This is a genomic window from Enterobacter bugandensis, assembly GCF_900324475.1.
In the GTDB taxonomy this organism is placed as follows: Bacteria; Pseudomonadota; Gammaproteobacteria; order Enterobacterales; family Enterobacteriaceae; genus Enterobacter; species Enterobacter bugandensis.
In genome coordinates this window covers 46,508-61,911 of record NZ_LT992502.1, presented here as the reverse complement: position 1 = coordinate 61,911, position 15,404 = coordinate 46,508, and the positions used below count along the sequence as shown (strand labels likewise).

The following is a 15,404-nucleotide window of genomic DNA, read 5'->3' as shown; positions in this document are numbered from 1 at the left end:
CATACTTTCGACTGGAATCGCTACACTGAATGTAACGATATATTTCATGGGAAGCCTGTGACGTCTAAAGGGGGTTGTTGATGAAAGCTGCGCACCTGGTCTGCCTGCTGGTTTGTCTGCTCTTCGCCGCGTTTGTCCATGCTCAGGAAAAGGACGATCCGGCGAAAGAGGCGCAGATTAAGCAACAGGTCCTGAAAGATATTAAGAAAACTTGTACGCCACAGAAAAAGCAGAGCGATAAGGCCTGGCAGGAGATGATTTTGTCGTCCGAGGCCAATCAGCTGCTGATCAAAAACGCCATCACCGCCGTGAAGCGCGACAACCTGGACGCCTACTGGGCTGCGGTTGGTCAGGTGGATTGTCTGGAAGATTATTGAGTTCTCGCCGGGTGGCGCTGCGCTTACCCGGCCTGGAAAATGTTTTAACGCTTCCGCACGTCCGGAATGATGAGATCCCCGCGCAGAACATAGGACCCGAGCATCTGCGTTTTCTCCGTCAGCCAGCTTACGATACGCGCCGCCATGGCATCCATTGAATATTCAATCGCCGGGATCACCGGAATACCCGGCAGGTGCAGCGATCCGGCCAGGCTAAAGACCATAATGTCGTCCGGTACGGATTTATTAAACGCCTGCAGCTGCGGGATCACCCGCTGGGCTTCCTGCTCGTCCGCCACCAGTAACGCGTTGAAGTTCAGCGTGGACGCGTTGTTGAGTAATTCCTGAAGCGCAACGGACGAGGAGGTCGCGTCCATAAAGACGAGGTTGCGATTAAAAGGCAGGAAGTTTTTCTCCAGCGCGTGCTTATAGCCGAGCAGCACCTGGTCGGCAAACCCGCTGCCGTGCGGGTGGATCAGCGCAATCTGGCGACGCCCCTGGCTGGTCAGATAGTTACAGGCGGTTTCGGCGGCAAAGGCGTGATCGAACTGAATGCTGTTGGAGTTATCAGCCTCCATGCAGTCCACCAGAATGACGTTTTCCATATCCACGTCCAGCGGGAAACGGGCGCCAATCACCAGAATGTCGTCACACAGGCCGCAGGAGAGTTCTTCAAGAGCATTCATCACTTCCGCTTTGCTATGGGCGAAGCGCAGCAGCAGGTGTTTTTGATGCTGGCTGAGCTGTTTTTCCAGCGCGTAAAGATAACCGGTGGTCTGGTTAATGTTTTCCTGCGCGCAAATCACCCCAATGCAGCCCGTCGACTGGCTCAGCAGCGACTGGGCAATCACGTTAGGCCGGTAGTTCAGCTCATCCACCGCCTTCAGCACGGCCTGACGGCTGGCTTCCTTAACGCCACGTGACCCACTCAACACTCGCGATACCGTGGCTTTAGACACCCCGGCCAGACGTGATACATCATTGATTGTCGACATCTCTTTCCCCTGGCAGGCTTACCTCGCGCCTGCAAATTCCATAACCGCTACGGCTCACATTATAGCCAGAACGGAGTATATCCGTTTCCGTTTTTCATGGAAACCGATTTTCCGTTTCCACTCAAAATGATGTCAAAACAGCCAAATTATGTGACACACATCCGGTTAATTAGCCTCATAAGTATTGGATCTTGATGGTTATCACAGTTCTGCTTTTTATAAATGGAAACCGGTTTCCGTATCATGTCCAATCATCCTCGCAATAACTATTTACATTTAGAGGATGGTTGTCGATGTTCAAGATTATGCTGTGTTGCTCTGCCGGGATGTCCACCAGCCTGCTGGTCAGCAAAATGGTCGATGTCGCGAAAGAACGTGGTTTGCCGGTGAAGATTGATGCGTACGGTGTTTCCGAATTTGATACGCAGTTTCCGCAATACCAGGTGGTACTTCTCGGACCGCAAGTGAAATACATGTTACAGACACTCTCAGACAAGGCGGCTACGAAAGGCATTCCGGTGCAGCCCATCGACATGATGGACTACGGCATGCAACGTGGCGATAAAGTACTGGACTATGCTCTGTCGCTCATCGAAGCGGCACACTAAAAGGTGTTCACATGAGTTCGTTATATCAATCCATGGTCGCGGTGATTGAGCAGTCAATTACCCCGCTGGCCGCAAAGCTGGGTCAGCAAAAGTATGTGATTGCCATCCGCGACGGCTTTACCGCCGCGCTGCCGTTTATGATCATCGGCTCGTTTATGCTGGTGTTCATCTTCCCGCCGTTCTCGGCGGATACCACCAACAGCTTCGCCCGCGGCTGGCTGGATTTATCCCAGACCTACCGCGAGCAGCTGATGCTGCCGTTTAACCTCAGCATGGGCGTGATGACCTTCTTCATTTCGGTGGGGATTGGAGCGAGCCTGGGGCGTCAGTTTAACCTCGACCCGGTGATGTCCGGCCTGCTGGCCTTTATGGCCTTCCTGCTGGTCGCCGCGCCGTATGCCGACGGTAAAATCTCGACCCAGTATCTCTCCGGTCAGGGCATCTTTACCGCGCTTATCACTGCGATTTACGCCACCCGCGTCTATGCGTGGCTGAAGCAGAACAACGTGACCATCCGCCTGCCGAAGGAAGTGCCCACCGGCGTGGCGCGTTCGTTTGAGATCCTGATCCCGGTGATGGTGGTGATCGGTACGCTGCACCCGCTGAACCTGTTCATTGAAGCGCAGACCGGAATGATCATCCCGCAGGCGATCATGCACCTGCTGGAGCCGCTGGTATCCGCATCCGACTCCCTGCCCGCGATACTGCTCTCCGTGCTGCTGTGCCAGATCTTCTGGTTTGCCGGTATTCACGGCTCGCTGATTGTCACCGGCATCATGAACCCGTTCTGGATGGCGAACCTCTCCGCAAACCAGGCGGCGCTCGCCGCAGGCGCGGCGCTGCCGCACGTTTACCTGCAGGGCTTCTGGGATCACTACCTGTTGATTGGTGGCGTAGGCTCCACGCTGCCGCTGGCGTTCCTGCTGCTGCGCAGCCGCGCCACGCACCTGCGCACCATCGGCAAAATGGGCATTGTGCCGAGCTTCTTTAACATCAATGAGCCGATTCTGTTCGGCGCGCCGATCATCATGAACCCGATGCTGTTTATCCCGTTCGTGTTTGTTCCGCTGGTCAATGCCTGCCTGGCGTACGGCGCAACGAAGCTCGGCTGGCTGGCTCAGGTGGTGTCATTAACCCCGTGGACCACCCCCGCCCCGATTGGTGCCTCATGGGCGGCAAACTGGGCGCTAAGTCCGGTGATAATGTGCCTGGTCTGTATGGTGATGTCCGCGCTGATGTACCTGCCGTTCCTGCGCGCCTATGAGCGTACGCTGATGAAAAACGAAGAGCAGAAAGCCCAGGCAACCGTCGGTACCGCTGAAGCCGCAAGCAATTAAGTCAAAGAGGAAAGGACATGAAATACGCATTTCCCGATAACTTCTGGTGGGGCAGCGCAAGCTCCGCTCTCCAGACCGAAGGGGCAAGAGAGGGGGAAACCACATGGGATTACTGGTTTGCCCGCGAGCCGAACCGTTTTCACAACGGCGTGGGGCCGCAGCAGACCTCCACGTTTTATCAAAACTGGAAAACGGACATTCAGCTGTTAAAGCAGCTGAACCACAACAGCTTTCGTACCTCGATTAGCTGGGCGCGCCTGATCCCCGACGGTATCGGTGAAGTGAACCCGGAAGCGGTCGATTTTTACAATCAGGTCATTGATGAGCTGAATGAACAGGGCATCACGCCGTTTATCACCCTGTTCCACTTCGACATGCCGATGGCGATGCAGGAGATCGGCGGCTGGGAAAACCGTGACGTGGTGGACGCTTACGCCCGTTATGCGCAGATCTGCTTCGAACTGTTTGGCGACCGCGTGCTGCACTGGTTTACCTTCAACGAGCCCATCGTCCCGGTGGAGGGCGGTTATCTGTACGACTTCCACTATCCCAACGTGGTGGATTTCCGCCGGGCCGCCACCGTGGCGCATCACACCGTATTGGCCCACGCGAAGGCCGTTCAGGCTTACCGCGCCGGACATTACGCGGGTGAGATCGGCATCGTGCTGAACCTGACGCCGTCCTACCCGCGCTCGCAGAACCCGGCGGACGTGAAGGCGGCGCACATCGCGGACCTGATGTTTAACCGCAGCTTCCTTGACCCGGTACTGCGCGGGGAGTATCCGGCCGACCTGGTGGCGTTGCTGAAATCCTACGATCAGTTGCCCGCCTGCAAGCCGGAAGACAGCGCGCTGATTGCGGAAGGAAAAATCGACCTGCTCGGCGTGAACTACTATCAGCCGCGCCGCGTGAAGTGTCGCGACAGCGCGGTGAACCCGCAGGCGCCGTTTATGCCGGAGTGGTTCTTTGATAACTACGAAATGCCGGGCCGCAAGATGAATCCGTACCGCGGCTGGGAAATCTACGAGCCGGGTATTTACGATATTCTGGTTAACCTGCGCGACAATTACGGCAACCCTCGCTGCTTTATTTCTGAAAACGGCATGGGCGTCGAAAATGAACAGCGCTTTATTGAAAATGGCCAGATTAACGATCAATACCGCATCGAGTTTATTTCTGAGCATTTAACGTGGCTGCACAAAGGTATTAGCGAAGGGTGCAATTGTCTTGGCTACCATATGTGGACGTTTATTGATAACTGGTCGTGGTGTAATGCCTATAAAAACCGCTACGGATTTATCCAGCTCGATTTAAAAACGCAGCAGCGCACCATTAAGAAAAGCGGAGAGTGGTTTGCCGCCACCGCCTTAAATAATAGTTTTGAAAAAGAGTAATAATGATGATCGCACTAGAAGAAGCCGTAATGGAAATTATCGTCAACGCCGGACAGTCCCGCAGTCTGTGCTTTGAAGCGCTGCACGCAGCGCGTCAGGGCAACTTTGACGAGGCCAAAAGCCTGCTGCACGAAGCCGACGGCTACGCGCGCCAGGCGCACAAGATGCAGACCAAACTGATCGAGCAGGATGCAGGCGAAGGCCGCCAGCCGATGACGTTAATTATGGTGCACGCGCAGGATCATTTAATGAATTCCTTATTAGCGCGTGAACTGTCTGAAGAAATAATTCATTTATATAAGAGATAGTCTATGGCGAAATAAAGTTAATGTAATACCTCTGTACCCTAAATAGAGATCCACTTGTTCTGATGATAGCGACATACTCTGTCAGATCGGAGCGGGATGGTTATTGTCTGAATAAAATTAAACTATATTGAGATAACCATGAATACGATTAAAAAACTTCCATTAACCATGGCGGTTATCGCCGCGCTTTGCCCAATTTCCGTACTCGCACAAGAATTTACCCAGGAGCAAATCGACGCCATTGTGGCGAAAGCTGTAGATAAAGCTCTGGCCGAGCGTCAGGCCAAAATGGATGCGGCGGTTGCGAAAAAAGCGGACGTGGTAACCGAGCCGCAAAGCGCGGCGCAATCCCCGGATATGGCGATCCCGTTCGGCATTAAATTTACCGGCTACGCCCGCTACGGCGCGCACTTCCAGGCCGCCGATCAGAAATACGTGGCGGTGGACGGCTCCTACAACGGCGCGTCCGCGATTGGTCGTCTGGGTAACGAAGGTAACGGCGGGGAATTCCAGCTTTCCAAGGCCTTCAAAGGGGACAACGGCGCCATCTGGGACATCAACGTGATGATCGACCACTGGGGCGACGAGGTTAACCTGAAAAAAGCCTACGCGGGGGTGACCAACATTATGGCCTCCAACCCAAATGCCTACTTCTGGGCCGGTCGTGACTTCCACCAGCGTCCGCAGCAGGGCATCAACGATTACTTCTGGATGAACCACGACGGCCAGGGCGCAGGCGTGAAGAACTTCGACATCGGCGGCGTGCAGTTTGACGTGGCTGCCGTGGCGGCAGTCGAATCCTGTAGCCCGGAAGTGATGGAAGATGAAGCGAACCCGTCGCGCATCACCTGTACCGGCGGTTCCGGCACGGGCGACAAGGGCAACTACGCCGCGACCTCCAAAATCCACGGCATGAAGCTCGGCCCGATCGACATGGAGCTGTACGCCAACTACGGCTTTGACTCCAAAGCGGTGGAGAGCGACGAGCGTCTGAACGCCTGGCAGGGCGGCGTGGTGCTGAGCCACACCAACGACAGCGGCGTGAACAAGGTGATCGCCCGCTACTCCGATAACGCGGATAACAGCGTGTTCAACAAAACCGAAGATCTGACCACGGTCTACGCCAGCTTCGAAGGGCTGTATAAATTCACCCAGGCCACGCAGGTGGAGTACATCCTCGCCTTCCACGACTACGACAACAGCCGCGATAAGACCGACAACCGCAAGAACTACAACGCCATCGTGCGCCCGATGCACTGGTGGAACGATGTTCACTCCACCTGGCTGGAAGCAGGCTGGCAGCACGTTGACTACGACAACGGCGGCGACAACAAGGGCTGGAAGCTGACCCTGTCGCAGAACATGTCTATCGCCATGGGGCCTGAGTTCCGTCCGATGCTGCGCTTCTACGTCACCGGCGGCAAAGTGGATAATGAACGCACCGCGCGCGTGAACAATACCAAAGACGAGACGCTCGACGACTTCAACGTCGGCGCGATGTGGGAGGCGTGGTTCTAAGGTCAACAACATGCCGGGTGGCGCTACGCTTACCCGGCCTACGGTTTTCCCCCTCTCCCCGTGGGAGAGGGCCGGGGTGAGGGCATCAGGCCGCACACAACCATGCTATGCTGTTGGCCAATTAACGACAACATAGCAGGGGAGAAAATGGGTTCCACACGCAAAGGGATGCTGAACGTCCTGATCGCCGCCGTTTTATGGGGCAGTTCCGGAGTTTGCGCGCAGTACATCATGGAGAAAAGCCACATTTCTTCGCCTTACCTGACCATGGTTCGCCTGCTGTTTACCGGCGTGATCCTGCTGACGCTCTCCTTCGTTCACGGCGACAAGATTTTCTCGATCATCAAGCATCGTAAAGACGCGCTCAGTCTGCTGTTTTTCTCGCTGGTCGGCGCGCTCACCGTGCAGCTCACCTTCCTGCTGACGATTGAAAAATCCAACGCCGCTACGGCGACCGTGCTCCAGTTCCTGTCGCCGACCATCATTGTGGCGTGGTTCGCCCTGGCGCGGAAAACGCGTCCCGGCGTGTTTGTCCTGTCAGCGATTTTTACGTCGTTGATCGGCACCTTCCTGCTGGTGACCCACGGCGACCCAACCTCGCTCTCCATCTCCCCTGCCGCGCTGTTCTTCGGCATCGCCTCGGCGTTTGCCGCCGCGTTTTACACCACCTATCCGTCAGCGCTGATTGCCCGCTACGGCACGCTGCCGATTGTCGGCTGGAGCATGTTGATTGCCGGGTTAATGCTGACGCCGTTCTACGCCGGGCGCGGCACCACTTTCGTGATTGACGGCGGCCTGCTGCTGGCGTTTTTCTACCTGGTGGTGATCGGCACGGCGCTGACGTTCAGCCTGTACCTGAAGGGCGCGCAGATGATTGGCGGGCCGAAGGCGAGCATTCTGAGCTGCGCCGAGCCGCTGAGCAGCGCGCTGCTGTCGGTGGTGTTGCTTGGCGTGGCGTTTACGCTGCCGGACTGGCTGGGGACGCTGCTGATCGTGTCGTCGGTGGTGCTGATTTCGATGGATTCGCGTAGAAGGGTTAAGGCATCGGCGTAGCCTGATGCCCTCACCCCAACCCTCTCCCACGGGAGAGGGAGAAAAACACTACTTCGCCTTAACCTTTCCCGCCACCAGCAGCGCGGTCAGCAGCATCAGCGTGCCGGAAATCACCAGCGGTGACGTCAGCCCCAGATGGTCGAGCGCCACGCCGCCAATGGCCGCACCGCAGGTGTTCGCCAGCTGGATCACCGCCACCTGAATCGACCCGGCTTTTTCCGCCTGATCGGCAAGCGTTCGGGTGATCCACGTCGACCAGCCCACCGGTACCAGCGCAAAGGCAAAGCCCCAGATAATCGCAATCGCCGAGGCAACCCATTTGTCGCTACCCCACAAAATCAGCACCGTGGCACTCACCGCCAGCAGCAACGGCGCACCCGCCAGCGCCACCTTCAGGGAGCGCTTCAGGAACTGGGACGACAGCGACGTGCCGATAAAGCTGGCGATACCGAAGCTCAGCAGCACCAGCGTCAGGCCGTCCACGTCAAAGCCCGCCATGGTCATAAACACCGGGCGGATGTAGGTGAAAAAGGCAAACTGCCCGGCAAAGGCCATAAAGATGGCGGTCATCCCCGCCAGCACGCCCGGACGCTTGAGCAGCGCGAACATGTTCTGTTTGTGGTGCGCCGCTTCGCCCGGCAGGGACGGCAGCGCCTTCCACACCCAGATAATGCAGAGCACACCCATCACTGCCGCCGCGTTAAAGACGTTACGCCAGCCGATAATCCCACCAAGGAAGCTGCCCAGCGGCGCGGCAATCACCAGCGCAATAGAGACCGCGCCGAAGATAACGGACAGCGCTTTTGGCACGGTGCGCGCGGGCACCAGGCGCATGGTCAGCGAGGCCGACATCGCCCAGAAGCCGCCTAATCCCAGCCCCAAACAGGCGCGACCGAGCAGCAGCAGGGTGAAGCTTTCCGCGAAAGAGACCAGCAGGCAGGAGAGCGTCAGCAGCACGCTGAACAGAATGACCACTTTGCGGCGATCAATCGCGCCAATCACCTGAGTGATAAACAGGCTGGCGAACATCGCCACAAAGGCGGTGACGGTAACGGACTGCCCCGCCACGCCTTCGGAAATGCCCAGATCCTGCGCCATCGGCGTCAGCAGGCTCACCGGCAGAAACTCAACGGTAATCAGGCAGGCGACGCAGAACGCCACGGAGAAAACCGCCGACCAGTTGGGGCGCGACACCTCTTTGGTCTGCGGTCTGGTTGTGGGCTGGATATGTTCTGTCATGGCATCACCTGAAGATAAAAACGTGCGGAAAAGTCGCGCAGTTTATCATCAAAAGTGTGACGAATTTAACGTTTAGACAACTTTTGTCGTTTTTAATGATTCGGAAGGCAGAGCGGCGGTGACTGATACCTTTTCAGCATAACGAAAATGAAAATTCAGTAACCACAATTGAGGTGAAACAATCATAGCGTCTGAAAAGGAGAAACTATGAAAACACGTACTTTATCTCAAAATCTTACCGTCAGTGCCGTCGGCTACGGTGCCATGGGTCTGAGTGAATTTTATGGCCAGACTGATGACAAAGGCTCACTGCAGGTATTGCATAACCTCATCGATCTGAACGTGACGTTTATTGATACCGCAAATTTATATGGCCGTGGCCATAATGAAAGGCTAATCGGTCACTTTCTTGCCGGGCTGGATAAAAACACTCGCGACCAGTTCAAAATCGCCACGAAGTGCGGCATCGATCGTTCTCCTGACGAGTCCTACGCCCGCACCATCAACAATACGCCGGACTATATCATCCGCTGCTGTAACGAATCCCTTAAGCGGCTTGGTGTGGAGCGAATCGACCTCTTTTATCTTCACAGAGTGAGTAACGCAACCCCGATCGAAGAGAGTATGGATTGTCTGCGCACCCTTGTTAAAGAGGGCAAGATCAACCACATCGGCCTTTGCGAAGTGTCGGCTTCAACGCTGCAACGGGCGCATGCGGTGCATCCGGTCACCGCATTGCAAACAGAATATTCTCTGTGGACACGAGACATTGAGGAAAACATTTTGCCGGTCGTGAAAGCGCTAGGTATCGGCCTGGTGCCCTACTCACCTCTTGGCAGAGGCTTCCTGACGGGAAAATACCTGAACAACAACGATTTTGCAGAAGGTGATTTCCGCAAGAATAACGAACGATTTGTTCAGTCCAGCCTCGATCATAATCGCCAGTTGCTTGATATCATTACCCCGCTGGCGACAAAATACGGCTGTACCGCAGGTCAGATTGCGCTTGCCTGGCTGTTAGCACAATACGATCGGCTGGTTCCCATTCCGGGTACTAAGCACGTCAGCTATCTGGCCGAGAACGCGCGCGCTGCCGATATTGTGCTTGAGAAGAGCGATATCGAATCGTTGAACAACCTTCATCGCCGGGTAGCGATTAAAGGCGATCGTTATTCTGCCGAGGGTATGAAGGGCGTGAATGCCTGATACAGCATCTTGAAAATAAAAAACCGGGTTTCCCCGGTTTTTTTATATCTACGGATATGCCGTTAGCGATAAACGCTCAACGCGACGCCTTCCCCGCCGCCAACGCACAGTGCGGCAACGCCACGCCTGGCATCATTACGGATCAGGGAATGAACCAGCGTCACCAAAATTCGGCAGCCGGATGCACCTATCGCATGCCCAAGCGCGATTGCCCCGCCGTATGGATTGATACGATCCGGGGAAATCCCGGCCCGCTGAATCACGGCCAGCGCCTGGGCGGCAAACGCTTCGTTGGATTCGAGATGATCGACATCCTCAGGCTTCCATCCCGAGCGGGAAAGACAGTCGGCAATGGCCTGAATCGGGGCTGCACCCATTAATGCCGGCTGGATACCGGAATTGGAAAATACGCCCAGCGATGCCAGAACCGGCAAACCACGTGCTTCGGCAGTCTCACGCGTACAAAGCAGGACCGCCGCGGCACCGTCATTCAACGATGAAGCATTTCCCGCCGTCACCGTACCCTCTTTTCGGAAGACAGGCTTCAGTTTCGTCAATTTTTCGATACTGGTTGCACGGGGTCCTTCATCCCTCTCCACGCTGATCGTTTCACCTTTTCGCGTCTGCCACTCAACCGGGACAATTTCACGCTCAAAAATGCCACGCGCCTGCGCTTCAAGCGCATTGTGGTGAGAGACAAGGGCATATTCATCCTGCATTTCGCGGCTGATACCAAACTCCGTCGCAACATTCTCTGCAGTGATACCCATATGATAATCGTTGAAGGCATCCCAGAGCCCGTCAGAAACCAGGCTATCTTTGAGAGTAATATCACCCAGCCGCGTTCCGCTACGCGACGTCGTGGCGATATGCGGCGCGTTGGACATACTCTCCTGACCACCGGCGATAACAAACTCAGCCTCCCCCGTCTGCAGCGCCTGCATGCCAAGATGGACCGCCTTAAGCCCGGACCCGCACACTTTGTTTACCGTCAGACATTGCGTATCTACGGGCAACCCAGCATTCAGTGCCGACTGTCGGGCCGGGTTCTGGCCGCACCCCGCAGTAAGAACCTGTCCCATAATGACCTGAGAGATATCACTGGCTTCTACGCCAGATTCTTTCAGGAGCGCCTGAATAACGCGGCTTCCCAGATCAGAGGCTGAATGCTCCGCAAGCGCGCCCTGAAATGCGCCCGTCGCCGTGCGGCGGGCTGCAATAATAACAATCTCGCTCATGCGTCACTTCCCTTCAGTCCTGGCAAAGTATGGCCCGTCGCGGCCATTGCCGCGCGGTATGCAGTAAGACCATTCATGCAGGCGGGAACGCCAGCATATACCGCCATCTGTATCACAATTTCAAGCAGCTCTTCCGGCGTCACGCCGGTATTCAGCGCGCCTCGCATATGCAGTTCTAGCTGCGGCATGGCATTACCCAGCGTCACAAGCGAGGCGACGGTCAACATTTCGCGCGTTTTGAGATCCAGTCCCGGACGACCCACCACATCCCCGAACGCATAGTCGGTAATCAGGGCGGGCAGCCCCGGGTCCAGCTCGCTCAGGCGGCGGGTGACTTTATCCGCGAGCCCCGCTTCAAGACGGTCCATAATCTCTCTGCCATAGCGCGTGCGGTCATTAATTTGACTCATAAGATTTCTCCATACGGGATTGTTTTGCGGTCAACGTTGCCGGAATAACCGCGACAAGCAGAACGGACAGACCGATGGCCGTACCGGCGACGATATACAGGAGCGGCATTGAAAATGATGAAACCATCCAGGCACCGACTGACGCACCGATACCAATGGCGGTATTGAAAAATGAAACGTAGATTGCGGAGGCCGGGAAGGCTTTATCCTCTGCCATACGTAAAACCCACGTCTGGAAACCGACAAATATTCCTGATACGGCGACACCCCAGACAACCATACTGGTAAATATCAACGCAGCAGAGAGCGAGGAACCAGACAGGCCCAGGAACAGCAGCACTGCACAGATCAGCAGTACAGACAAAGAGACCGTCAGCTTGAGATACTTATCAATCAACACGCCGGTCAGGAAATTACCTGCCAGACCCGCGATGCCGTAAACAAAAAGCACAGCAGGAATAATGGTGGTGGACAGTAAACTCTGCGTGTGTAGCCAGGGTTCAATGTACGTAAAGGCAGCAAAGTGAGCCGTCACAGCCAGCAAGGTTGCTGAGTAAATTTTCCATAATGTTGACGATTTCAGCACGCCTTTAAGCGCATCCAGCCCGAGCGCACTTTTGCTGGTAATCCTGGGAACAAGAACGCTAATACCCACAAAGGCAATTACGCTCAGCGCGGCCATCAGCCAAAATGCCTGCCGCCAGCCGAAGTGAATACCAATATAGTTGGATACCGGTACGCCAAAAACGCTTGCTGCGGAAACACCACCAAATACGATTGACGTCGCCGCCCCTATATATCTGGCAGGGACCATAGCCACCGCCGTTGCGCCGATCATCGCCCAGAATGCGCCGTGAGCGAGCGCTCCCAGTACGCGGGCGCTAAGCAGCATGCTATAGACGTTTACCGTTGCAGCCATAACGTTAGAGATCAGAAGTACCACAGTGAGCACAAGTAAAAGCCGCTTCCTGGACACATTCCCTAAAAAGACGGAGGCAAACAGCGCACTCAACGCCCCCACCCAGGCATAAAGCGACACGGTCATGCCCACCGCAGATTCCGAAGACTGTAGCCCTTCTGCGATTGGCGTTAATAATCCGACTGGCGCCAGTTCGGTGGTGACAATAGTAAAGGTTGAAATAGCCAGAATGAATAAAGCTAGCCATGACCTTAACGTCATATTCTGCGGAGTGAGTTCTGAAGTCATACTACTTACCTCAATAAGGATTTAAATAATGTGCCAATTTTTTTCAGTTGCATATCTGGTAAGCGCGGAATGCTCTCCCACACAGACGGGATGGCCAGTGGCTTCCAGCATTGGAATATCCGAAAGATCGTCGCCGTATGCATAACAATCCACGGGGTTAATCTCTTTATCATCGCAAAAGGCGATAAGCGCGTCTTTTTTACCTGTTCCAATTGTTTGAGGCAGGCCGATTTCACCCGTCAACTCACCTTCGTCATTTATTATCACCGGCGCACAGAGTACTTCCGTTACTCCAAGATATTTTGCAATGGGTGAAAGAATCGGAAGCATAGAGCCCGATATAAATACGGTATACATGTTCTGGTTCTGATGTTTTTTAAGGGCTGAAACAGCACTCTCAATAAAAAAATTGCTTTCCAGCTTACGCCTGAACCACTTCTCACCCATTTCTTCCAGATAACGACAAGACACACCTTTAAACTGACGATAATAATCTCTGTTCAGAGCTTCCCTTGGCACGCCGTTTTTCACGTCGGTGCGAAAACGAGACATATAGCGTTGAAGACGATCGTTTTGATTATTTTCCCTGCACCAGAAATCATAGAAATCAAACATGCTTTTAATATTTATAAGCGTTTCATCAACATCAAAAAAAGCGGCATGTTTACGCAAACTTTATTCCTCGTAGTTTTTTCTTCGACTCTTAACCGGAAAATCTCTATCCGTACCAGACACGCCTGCATCCGCCCAGCGGGAAGGCGCAATTTCAGAAACCACCACGGAAATTTTATCCAGCGGCGCACCCGTGTTTTTGTGAACGGCAAATGTAATATCTTCCTGGAGTCTGATGATTTGATTTTCATCTTTCGCAGGCCAGGTCATAACATGAACAAATGGCATATTTTTCTCACTCTATAGTTGTAAATTCATCGAAGGAACGGCCTTTGAGTTTTAAATGGGCATGGATATCGCCTCCAAGACCATAAAAGCCAATTGCACCGCCGTAGCTCTGACGCGAGCTCATATAAAGTACGACTACGTTAATAATTCTGTTTCCTTTCCTCGCCGGTGCCGGGAAAGGATCGGTTAACTCTGCCCAATATTCGGCATTACCTTCGCTATCGGTTATAAATACGTTGGGTATTCCCAGCGGACCTGGCCTGCTCGGATCCTCCGAGGCTAGATCGTTTTCCCTGAGACTCATCACGGTGTAAACGCTATCCGGAACAAGGCTCCGGAACGAAAACGTGAACCGGGCTCGTTTCTTATCTTCGGACAATGTGACCTCAAAGGTGCCCTCTGCCTCGAGCCAGGCAGCGAGGGTCACTGGCTCGATCTCTCGCTTTCCATCGCTGCTGCGATAATCCGCGATATAGCCTTCATGAAGTGGCAGGCCAGGCCTTATTTCATTATTGGCCTGCGGCCGCTGTTCTGGTGCGAAAATCATCCGATAGTTGTTCATCGGAATGGGTAAAGGAAGAGTATGAAGAATGATGTCCTTCAACGCGTCCTGAGGCATCTTGTCCAGATCGCACAGAATGTTATAGGGTGCGACTTCCCCAAATGCCGGAAGCGGGCTGTCCGGAGAGACAATGACGCTTCGCCACTGCAGTCCGTTATCCCCTGGCACCATGCCCACCACGACAAAATTACCCTTCCCGTCCATGACCTCCGCAGGGGGGTAAAGCGGCCCCTGCGTGGTCGCAGCCAGACGGTATTTCTGGCTACGTAATTCAGGCATGCGTTACCCCCTGAGTCACCCCTTGCTGCTCAACAATGGTCGCCTGCATGGCAACCTCAGCCAGAGATTTCTCTTTCTCTGTAATCAGGGCGGAAGGATAGACGGTGAACGAGACATCCATTGTCGCGCAAAGCGTTTGGTGCTGAGTGACGCGAACCTGAGCCTTGAAACGCCCCCGGCGGTCGTTAATATCTTTTTCAAGAAATTCAAAGTGGACCAGCGCCGGTAAAGGGAACAGGAAACTGGCGAAATTGATTGCCATGCTATTAATGACGTAATAGCGTCCACTTTCCTGCTGGTAAATAAATTCTTCGGTGACGCCGATAAAGGCCTGTCGGCTGGCTTCAACCAAGAGCATTCCCTGAATATGCTGCCCCGTCTGATGATCCGCCATCAATTCGCAACGCTCATCAATTAACAGCGGCATCGCATAAAGATCGTGGTTATGCTCAGCTTGTTCCGCAGGTCCTATAAGTACATTCTGTTCCAGTCTTTTATGGCAATAAGCATTTTTTTTGTCGCTAACCAGTTTTTCCAGAGAGCACATTTTTAACTTATTACCATGAATCGCATTTCTTGCCTGATTTGAAATTACCTTTCCGGCAAAATCCTTGCGCACGCCCTGCCCAACAATAATTTCATGTTCTTTATCAATGATATTCGCAGGGATTTGAGTCAATAATTCTAGCTGAGATATAGTCAGTACATCTTTACCATTAGCAAATTCATTAAATTTATCGCCAACAACTACCAACTTTTTACAGTTCATTCAT

At 54.1% G+C, this 15,404-nt stretch carries 17 protein-coding genes; 8 read left to right on the top strand and 9 right to left on the bottom strand.

Features of this window, described 5'->3' with window-relative positions; translation table 11 throughout:
• The first annotated feature begins 80 nt into the window (after window positions 1-80).
• On the top strand, window positions 81-377 hold the full coding sequence (locus tag DG357_RS00305; protein ID WP_028014983.1) for a YicS family protein: 297 nt from the start codon (window positions 81-83) through the stop codon (window positions 375-377).
• A 44-nt stretch (window positions 378-421) separates the two neighbouring features.
• On the opposite strand, the gene DG357_RS00300 is transcribed toward DG357_RS00305, so the two are convergent.
• Entirely contained in the window at window positions 422-1,372 is a 951-nt protein-coding gene (locus DG357_RS00300) for a LacI family DNA-binding transcriptional regulator (protein ID WP_028014982.1), read from the bottom strand.
• Window positions 1,373-1,665: 293 nt separating this feature from the next.
• On the opposite strand from DG357_RS00300, the gene DG357_RS00295 reads away from it, so the two are divergent.
• The 6 genes from DG357_RS00295 to DG357_RS00270 all read left to right on the top strand — a co-directional run bounded on the left by DG357_RS00295 (window position 1,666) and on the right by DG357_RS00270 (window position 7,590).
• Window positions 1,666-1,980: a PTS sugar transporter subunit IIB gene (locus tag DG357_RS00295; protein ID WP_014830072.1), complete on the top strand. Its 315-nt coding sequence runs from the start codon at window positions 1,666-1,668 to the stop codon at window positions 1,978-1,980.
• 11 nt (window positions 1,981-1,991) lie between these two features.
• Window positions 1,992-3,317, top strand: a complete 1,326-nt coding sequence (locus tag DG357_RS00290) for a PTS sugar transporter subunit IIC (RefSeq protein WP_088204455.1) — start codon at window positions 1,992-1,994, stop codon at window positions 3,315-3,317.
• A gap of 17 nt (window positions 3,318-3,334) precedes the next feature.
• Entirely contained in the window at window positions 3,335-4,711 is a 1,377-nt protein-coding gene (locus DG357_RS00285) for a glycoside hydrolase family 1 protein (RefSeq protein WP_088204454.1), read from the top strand.
• Between the two features lie 5 nt (window positions 4,712-4,716).
• Entirely contained in the window at window positions 4,717-5,019 is a 303-nt protein-coding gene (locus DG357_RS00280; RefSeq protein ID WP_074147985.1) for a PTS lactose/cellobiose transporter subunit IIA, read from the top strand.
• 138 nt (window positions 5,020-5,157) lie between these two features.
• Entirely contained in the window at window positions 5,158-6,537 is a 1,380-nt protein-coding gene (locus DG357_RS00275) for a carbohydrate porin (protein ID WP_041911699.1), read from the top strand.
• Between the two features lie 147 nt (window positions 6,538-6,684).
• Window positions 6,685-7,590, top strand: coding sequence for an EamA family transporter (locus tag DG357_RS00270; RefSeq protein ID WP_028014977.1), 906 nt, complete (start codon window positions 6,685-6,687; stop codon window positions 7,588-7,590).
• A gap of 48 nt (window positions 7,591-7,638) precedes the next feature.
• On the opposite strand, the gene nepI is transcribed toward DG357_RS00270, so the two are convergent.
• Window positions 7,639-8,829: a purine ribonucleoside efflux pump NepI gene (gene nepI, locus DG357_RS00265; protein WP_049000261.1), complete on the bottom strand. Its 1,191-nt coding sequence runs from the start codon at window positions 8,827-8,829 to the stop codon at window positions 7,639-7,641.
• A gap of 207 nt (window positions 8,830-9,036) precedes the next feature.
• On the opposite strand from nepI, the gene DG357_RS00260 reads away from it, so the two are divergent.
• Entirely contained in the window at window positions 9,037-10,035 is a 999-nt protein-coding gene (locus tag DG357_RS00260; protein ID WP_047366712.1) for an aldo/keto reductase, read from the top strand.
• A 62-nt stretch (window positions 10,036-10,097) separates the two neighbouring features.
• Here the strand turns inward: DG357_RS00260 and DG357_RS00255 are convergent, their stop codons facing one another.
• From DG357_RS00255 to DG357_RS00225, 7 genes are read right to left on the bottom strand one after another with little or no spacing between them, the layout of a single operon-like run.
• Window positions 10,098-11,273 (bottom strand): acetyl-CoA C-acetyltransferase, encoded by a 1,176-nt coding sequence (locus DG357_RS00255; RefSeq protein WP_028014974.1) that lies wholly within the window; start codon window positions 11,271-11,273, stop codon window positions 10,098-10,100.
• Window positions 11,270-11,683, bottom strand: coding sequence for a carboxymuconolactone decarboxylase family protein (locus tag DG357_RS00250; protein ID WP_028014973.1), 414 nt, complete (start codon window positions 11,681-11,683; stop codon window positions 11,270-11,272). Before DG357_RS00250 ends, DG357_RS00255 begins: the two co-directional genes overlap by 4 nt.
• Window positions 11,670-12,890, bottom strand: a complete 1,221-nt coding sequence (locus DG357_RS00245; protein WP_088204453.1) for an MFS transporter — start codon at window positions 12,888-12,890, stop codon at window positions 11,670-11,672. Before DG357_RS00245 ends, DG357_RS00250 begins: the two co-directional genes overlap by 14 nt.
• Before the next feature lie 21 nt (window positions 12,891-12,911).
• Entirely contained in the window at window positions 12,912-13,562 is a 651-nt protein-coding gene (locus DG357_RS00240) for an HAD family hydrolase (protein WP_047366714.1), read from the bottom strand.
• Window positions 13,563-13,565: 3 nt separating this feature from the next.
• Entirely contained in the window at window positions 13,566-13,790 is a 225-nt protein-coding gene (locus tag DG357_RS00235; protein WP_041911708.1) for a 2-hydroxymuconate tautomerase, read from the bottom strand.
• A 7-nt stretch (window positions 13,791-13,797) separates the two neighbouring features.
• Entirely contained in the window at window positions 13,798-14,631 is an 834-nt protein-coding gene (locus tag DG357_RS00230) for a hypothetical protein (protein WP_088204452.1), read from the bottom strand.
• A complete protein-coding gene (locus DG357_RS00225) occupies window positions 14,624-15,400 on the bottom strand; it encodes an AfsA-related hotdog domain-containing protein (protein ID WP_028014968.1) in 777 nt (258 codons plus the stop codon). Before DG357_RS00225 ends, DG357_RS00230 begins: the two co-directional genes overlap by 8 nt.
• Between the last annotated feature and the right edge of the window lie 4 nt (window positions 15,401-15,404).

Bases quoted from the DNA above. Each gene is read 5' to 3' on its own strand.
- DG357_RS00275 (WP_041911699.1), top strand. From the start codon at position 5,158: ATGAATACGATTAAAAAACTTCCATTAACCATGGCGGTTATCGCCGCG.
- DG357_RS00285 (WP_088204454.1), top strand. From the start codon at position 3,335: ATGAAATACGCATTTCCCGATAACTTCTGGTGGGGCAGCGCAAGCTCC.
- DG357_RS00280 (WP_074147985.1), top strand. From the start codon at position 4,717: ATGATCGCACTAGAAGAAGCCGTAATGGAAATTATCGTCAACGCCGGA.
- DG357_RS00295 (WP_014830072.1), top strand. From the start codon at position 1,666: ATGTTCAAGATTATGCTGTGTTGCTCTGCCGGGATGTCCACCAGCCTG.
- nepI (WP_049000261.1), bottom strand. From the start codon at position 8,829: ATGACAGAACATATCCAGCCCACAACCAGACCGCAGACCAAAGAGGTG.
- DG357_RS00290 (WP_088204455.1), top strand. From the start codon at position 1,992: ATGAGTTCGTTATATCAATCCATGGTCGCGGTGATTGAGCAGTCAATT.
- DG357_RS00260 (WP_047366712.1), top strand. From the start codon at position 9,037: ATGAAAACACGTACTTTATCTCAAAATCTTACCGTCAGTGCCGTCGGC.
- DG357_RS00250 (WP_028014973.1), bottom strand. From the start codon at position 11,683: ATGAGTCAAATTAATGACCGCACGCGCTATGGCAGAGAGATTATGGAC.
- DG357_RS00255 (WP_028014974.1), bottom strand. From the start codon at position 11,273: ATGAGCGAGATTGTTATTATTGCAGCCCGCCGCACGGCGACGGGCGCA.
- DG357_RS00305 (WP_028014983.1), top strand. From the start codon at position 81: ATGAAAGCTGCGCACCTGGTCTGCCTGCTGGTTTGTCTGCTCTTCGCC.
- DG357_RS00235 (WP_041911708.1), bottom strand. From the start codon at position 13,790: ATGCCATTTGTTCATGTTATGACCTGGCCTGCGAAAGATGAAAATCAA.
- DG357_RS00300 (WP_028014982.1), bottom strand. From the start codon at position 1,372: ATGTCGACAATCAATGATGTATCACGTCTGGCCGGGGTGTCTAAAGCC.
- DG357_RS00245 (WP_088204453.1), bottom strand. From the start codon at position 12,890: ATGACTTCAGAACTCACTCCGCAGAATATGACGTTAAGGTCATGGCTA.
- DG357_RS00230 (WP_088204452.1), bottom strand. From the start codon at position 14,631: ATGCCTGAATTACGTAGCCAGAAATACCGTCTGGCTGCGACCACGCAG.
- DG357_RS00270 (WP_028014977.1), top strand. From the start codon at position 6,685: ATGGGTTCCACACGCAAAGGGATGCTGAACGTCCTGATCGCCGCCGTT.
- DG357_RS00225 (WP_028014968.1), bottom strand. From the start codon at position 15,400: ATGAACTGTAAAAAGTTGGTAGTTGTTGGCGATAAATTTAATGAATTT.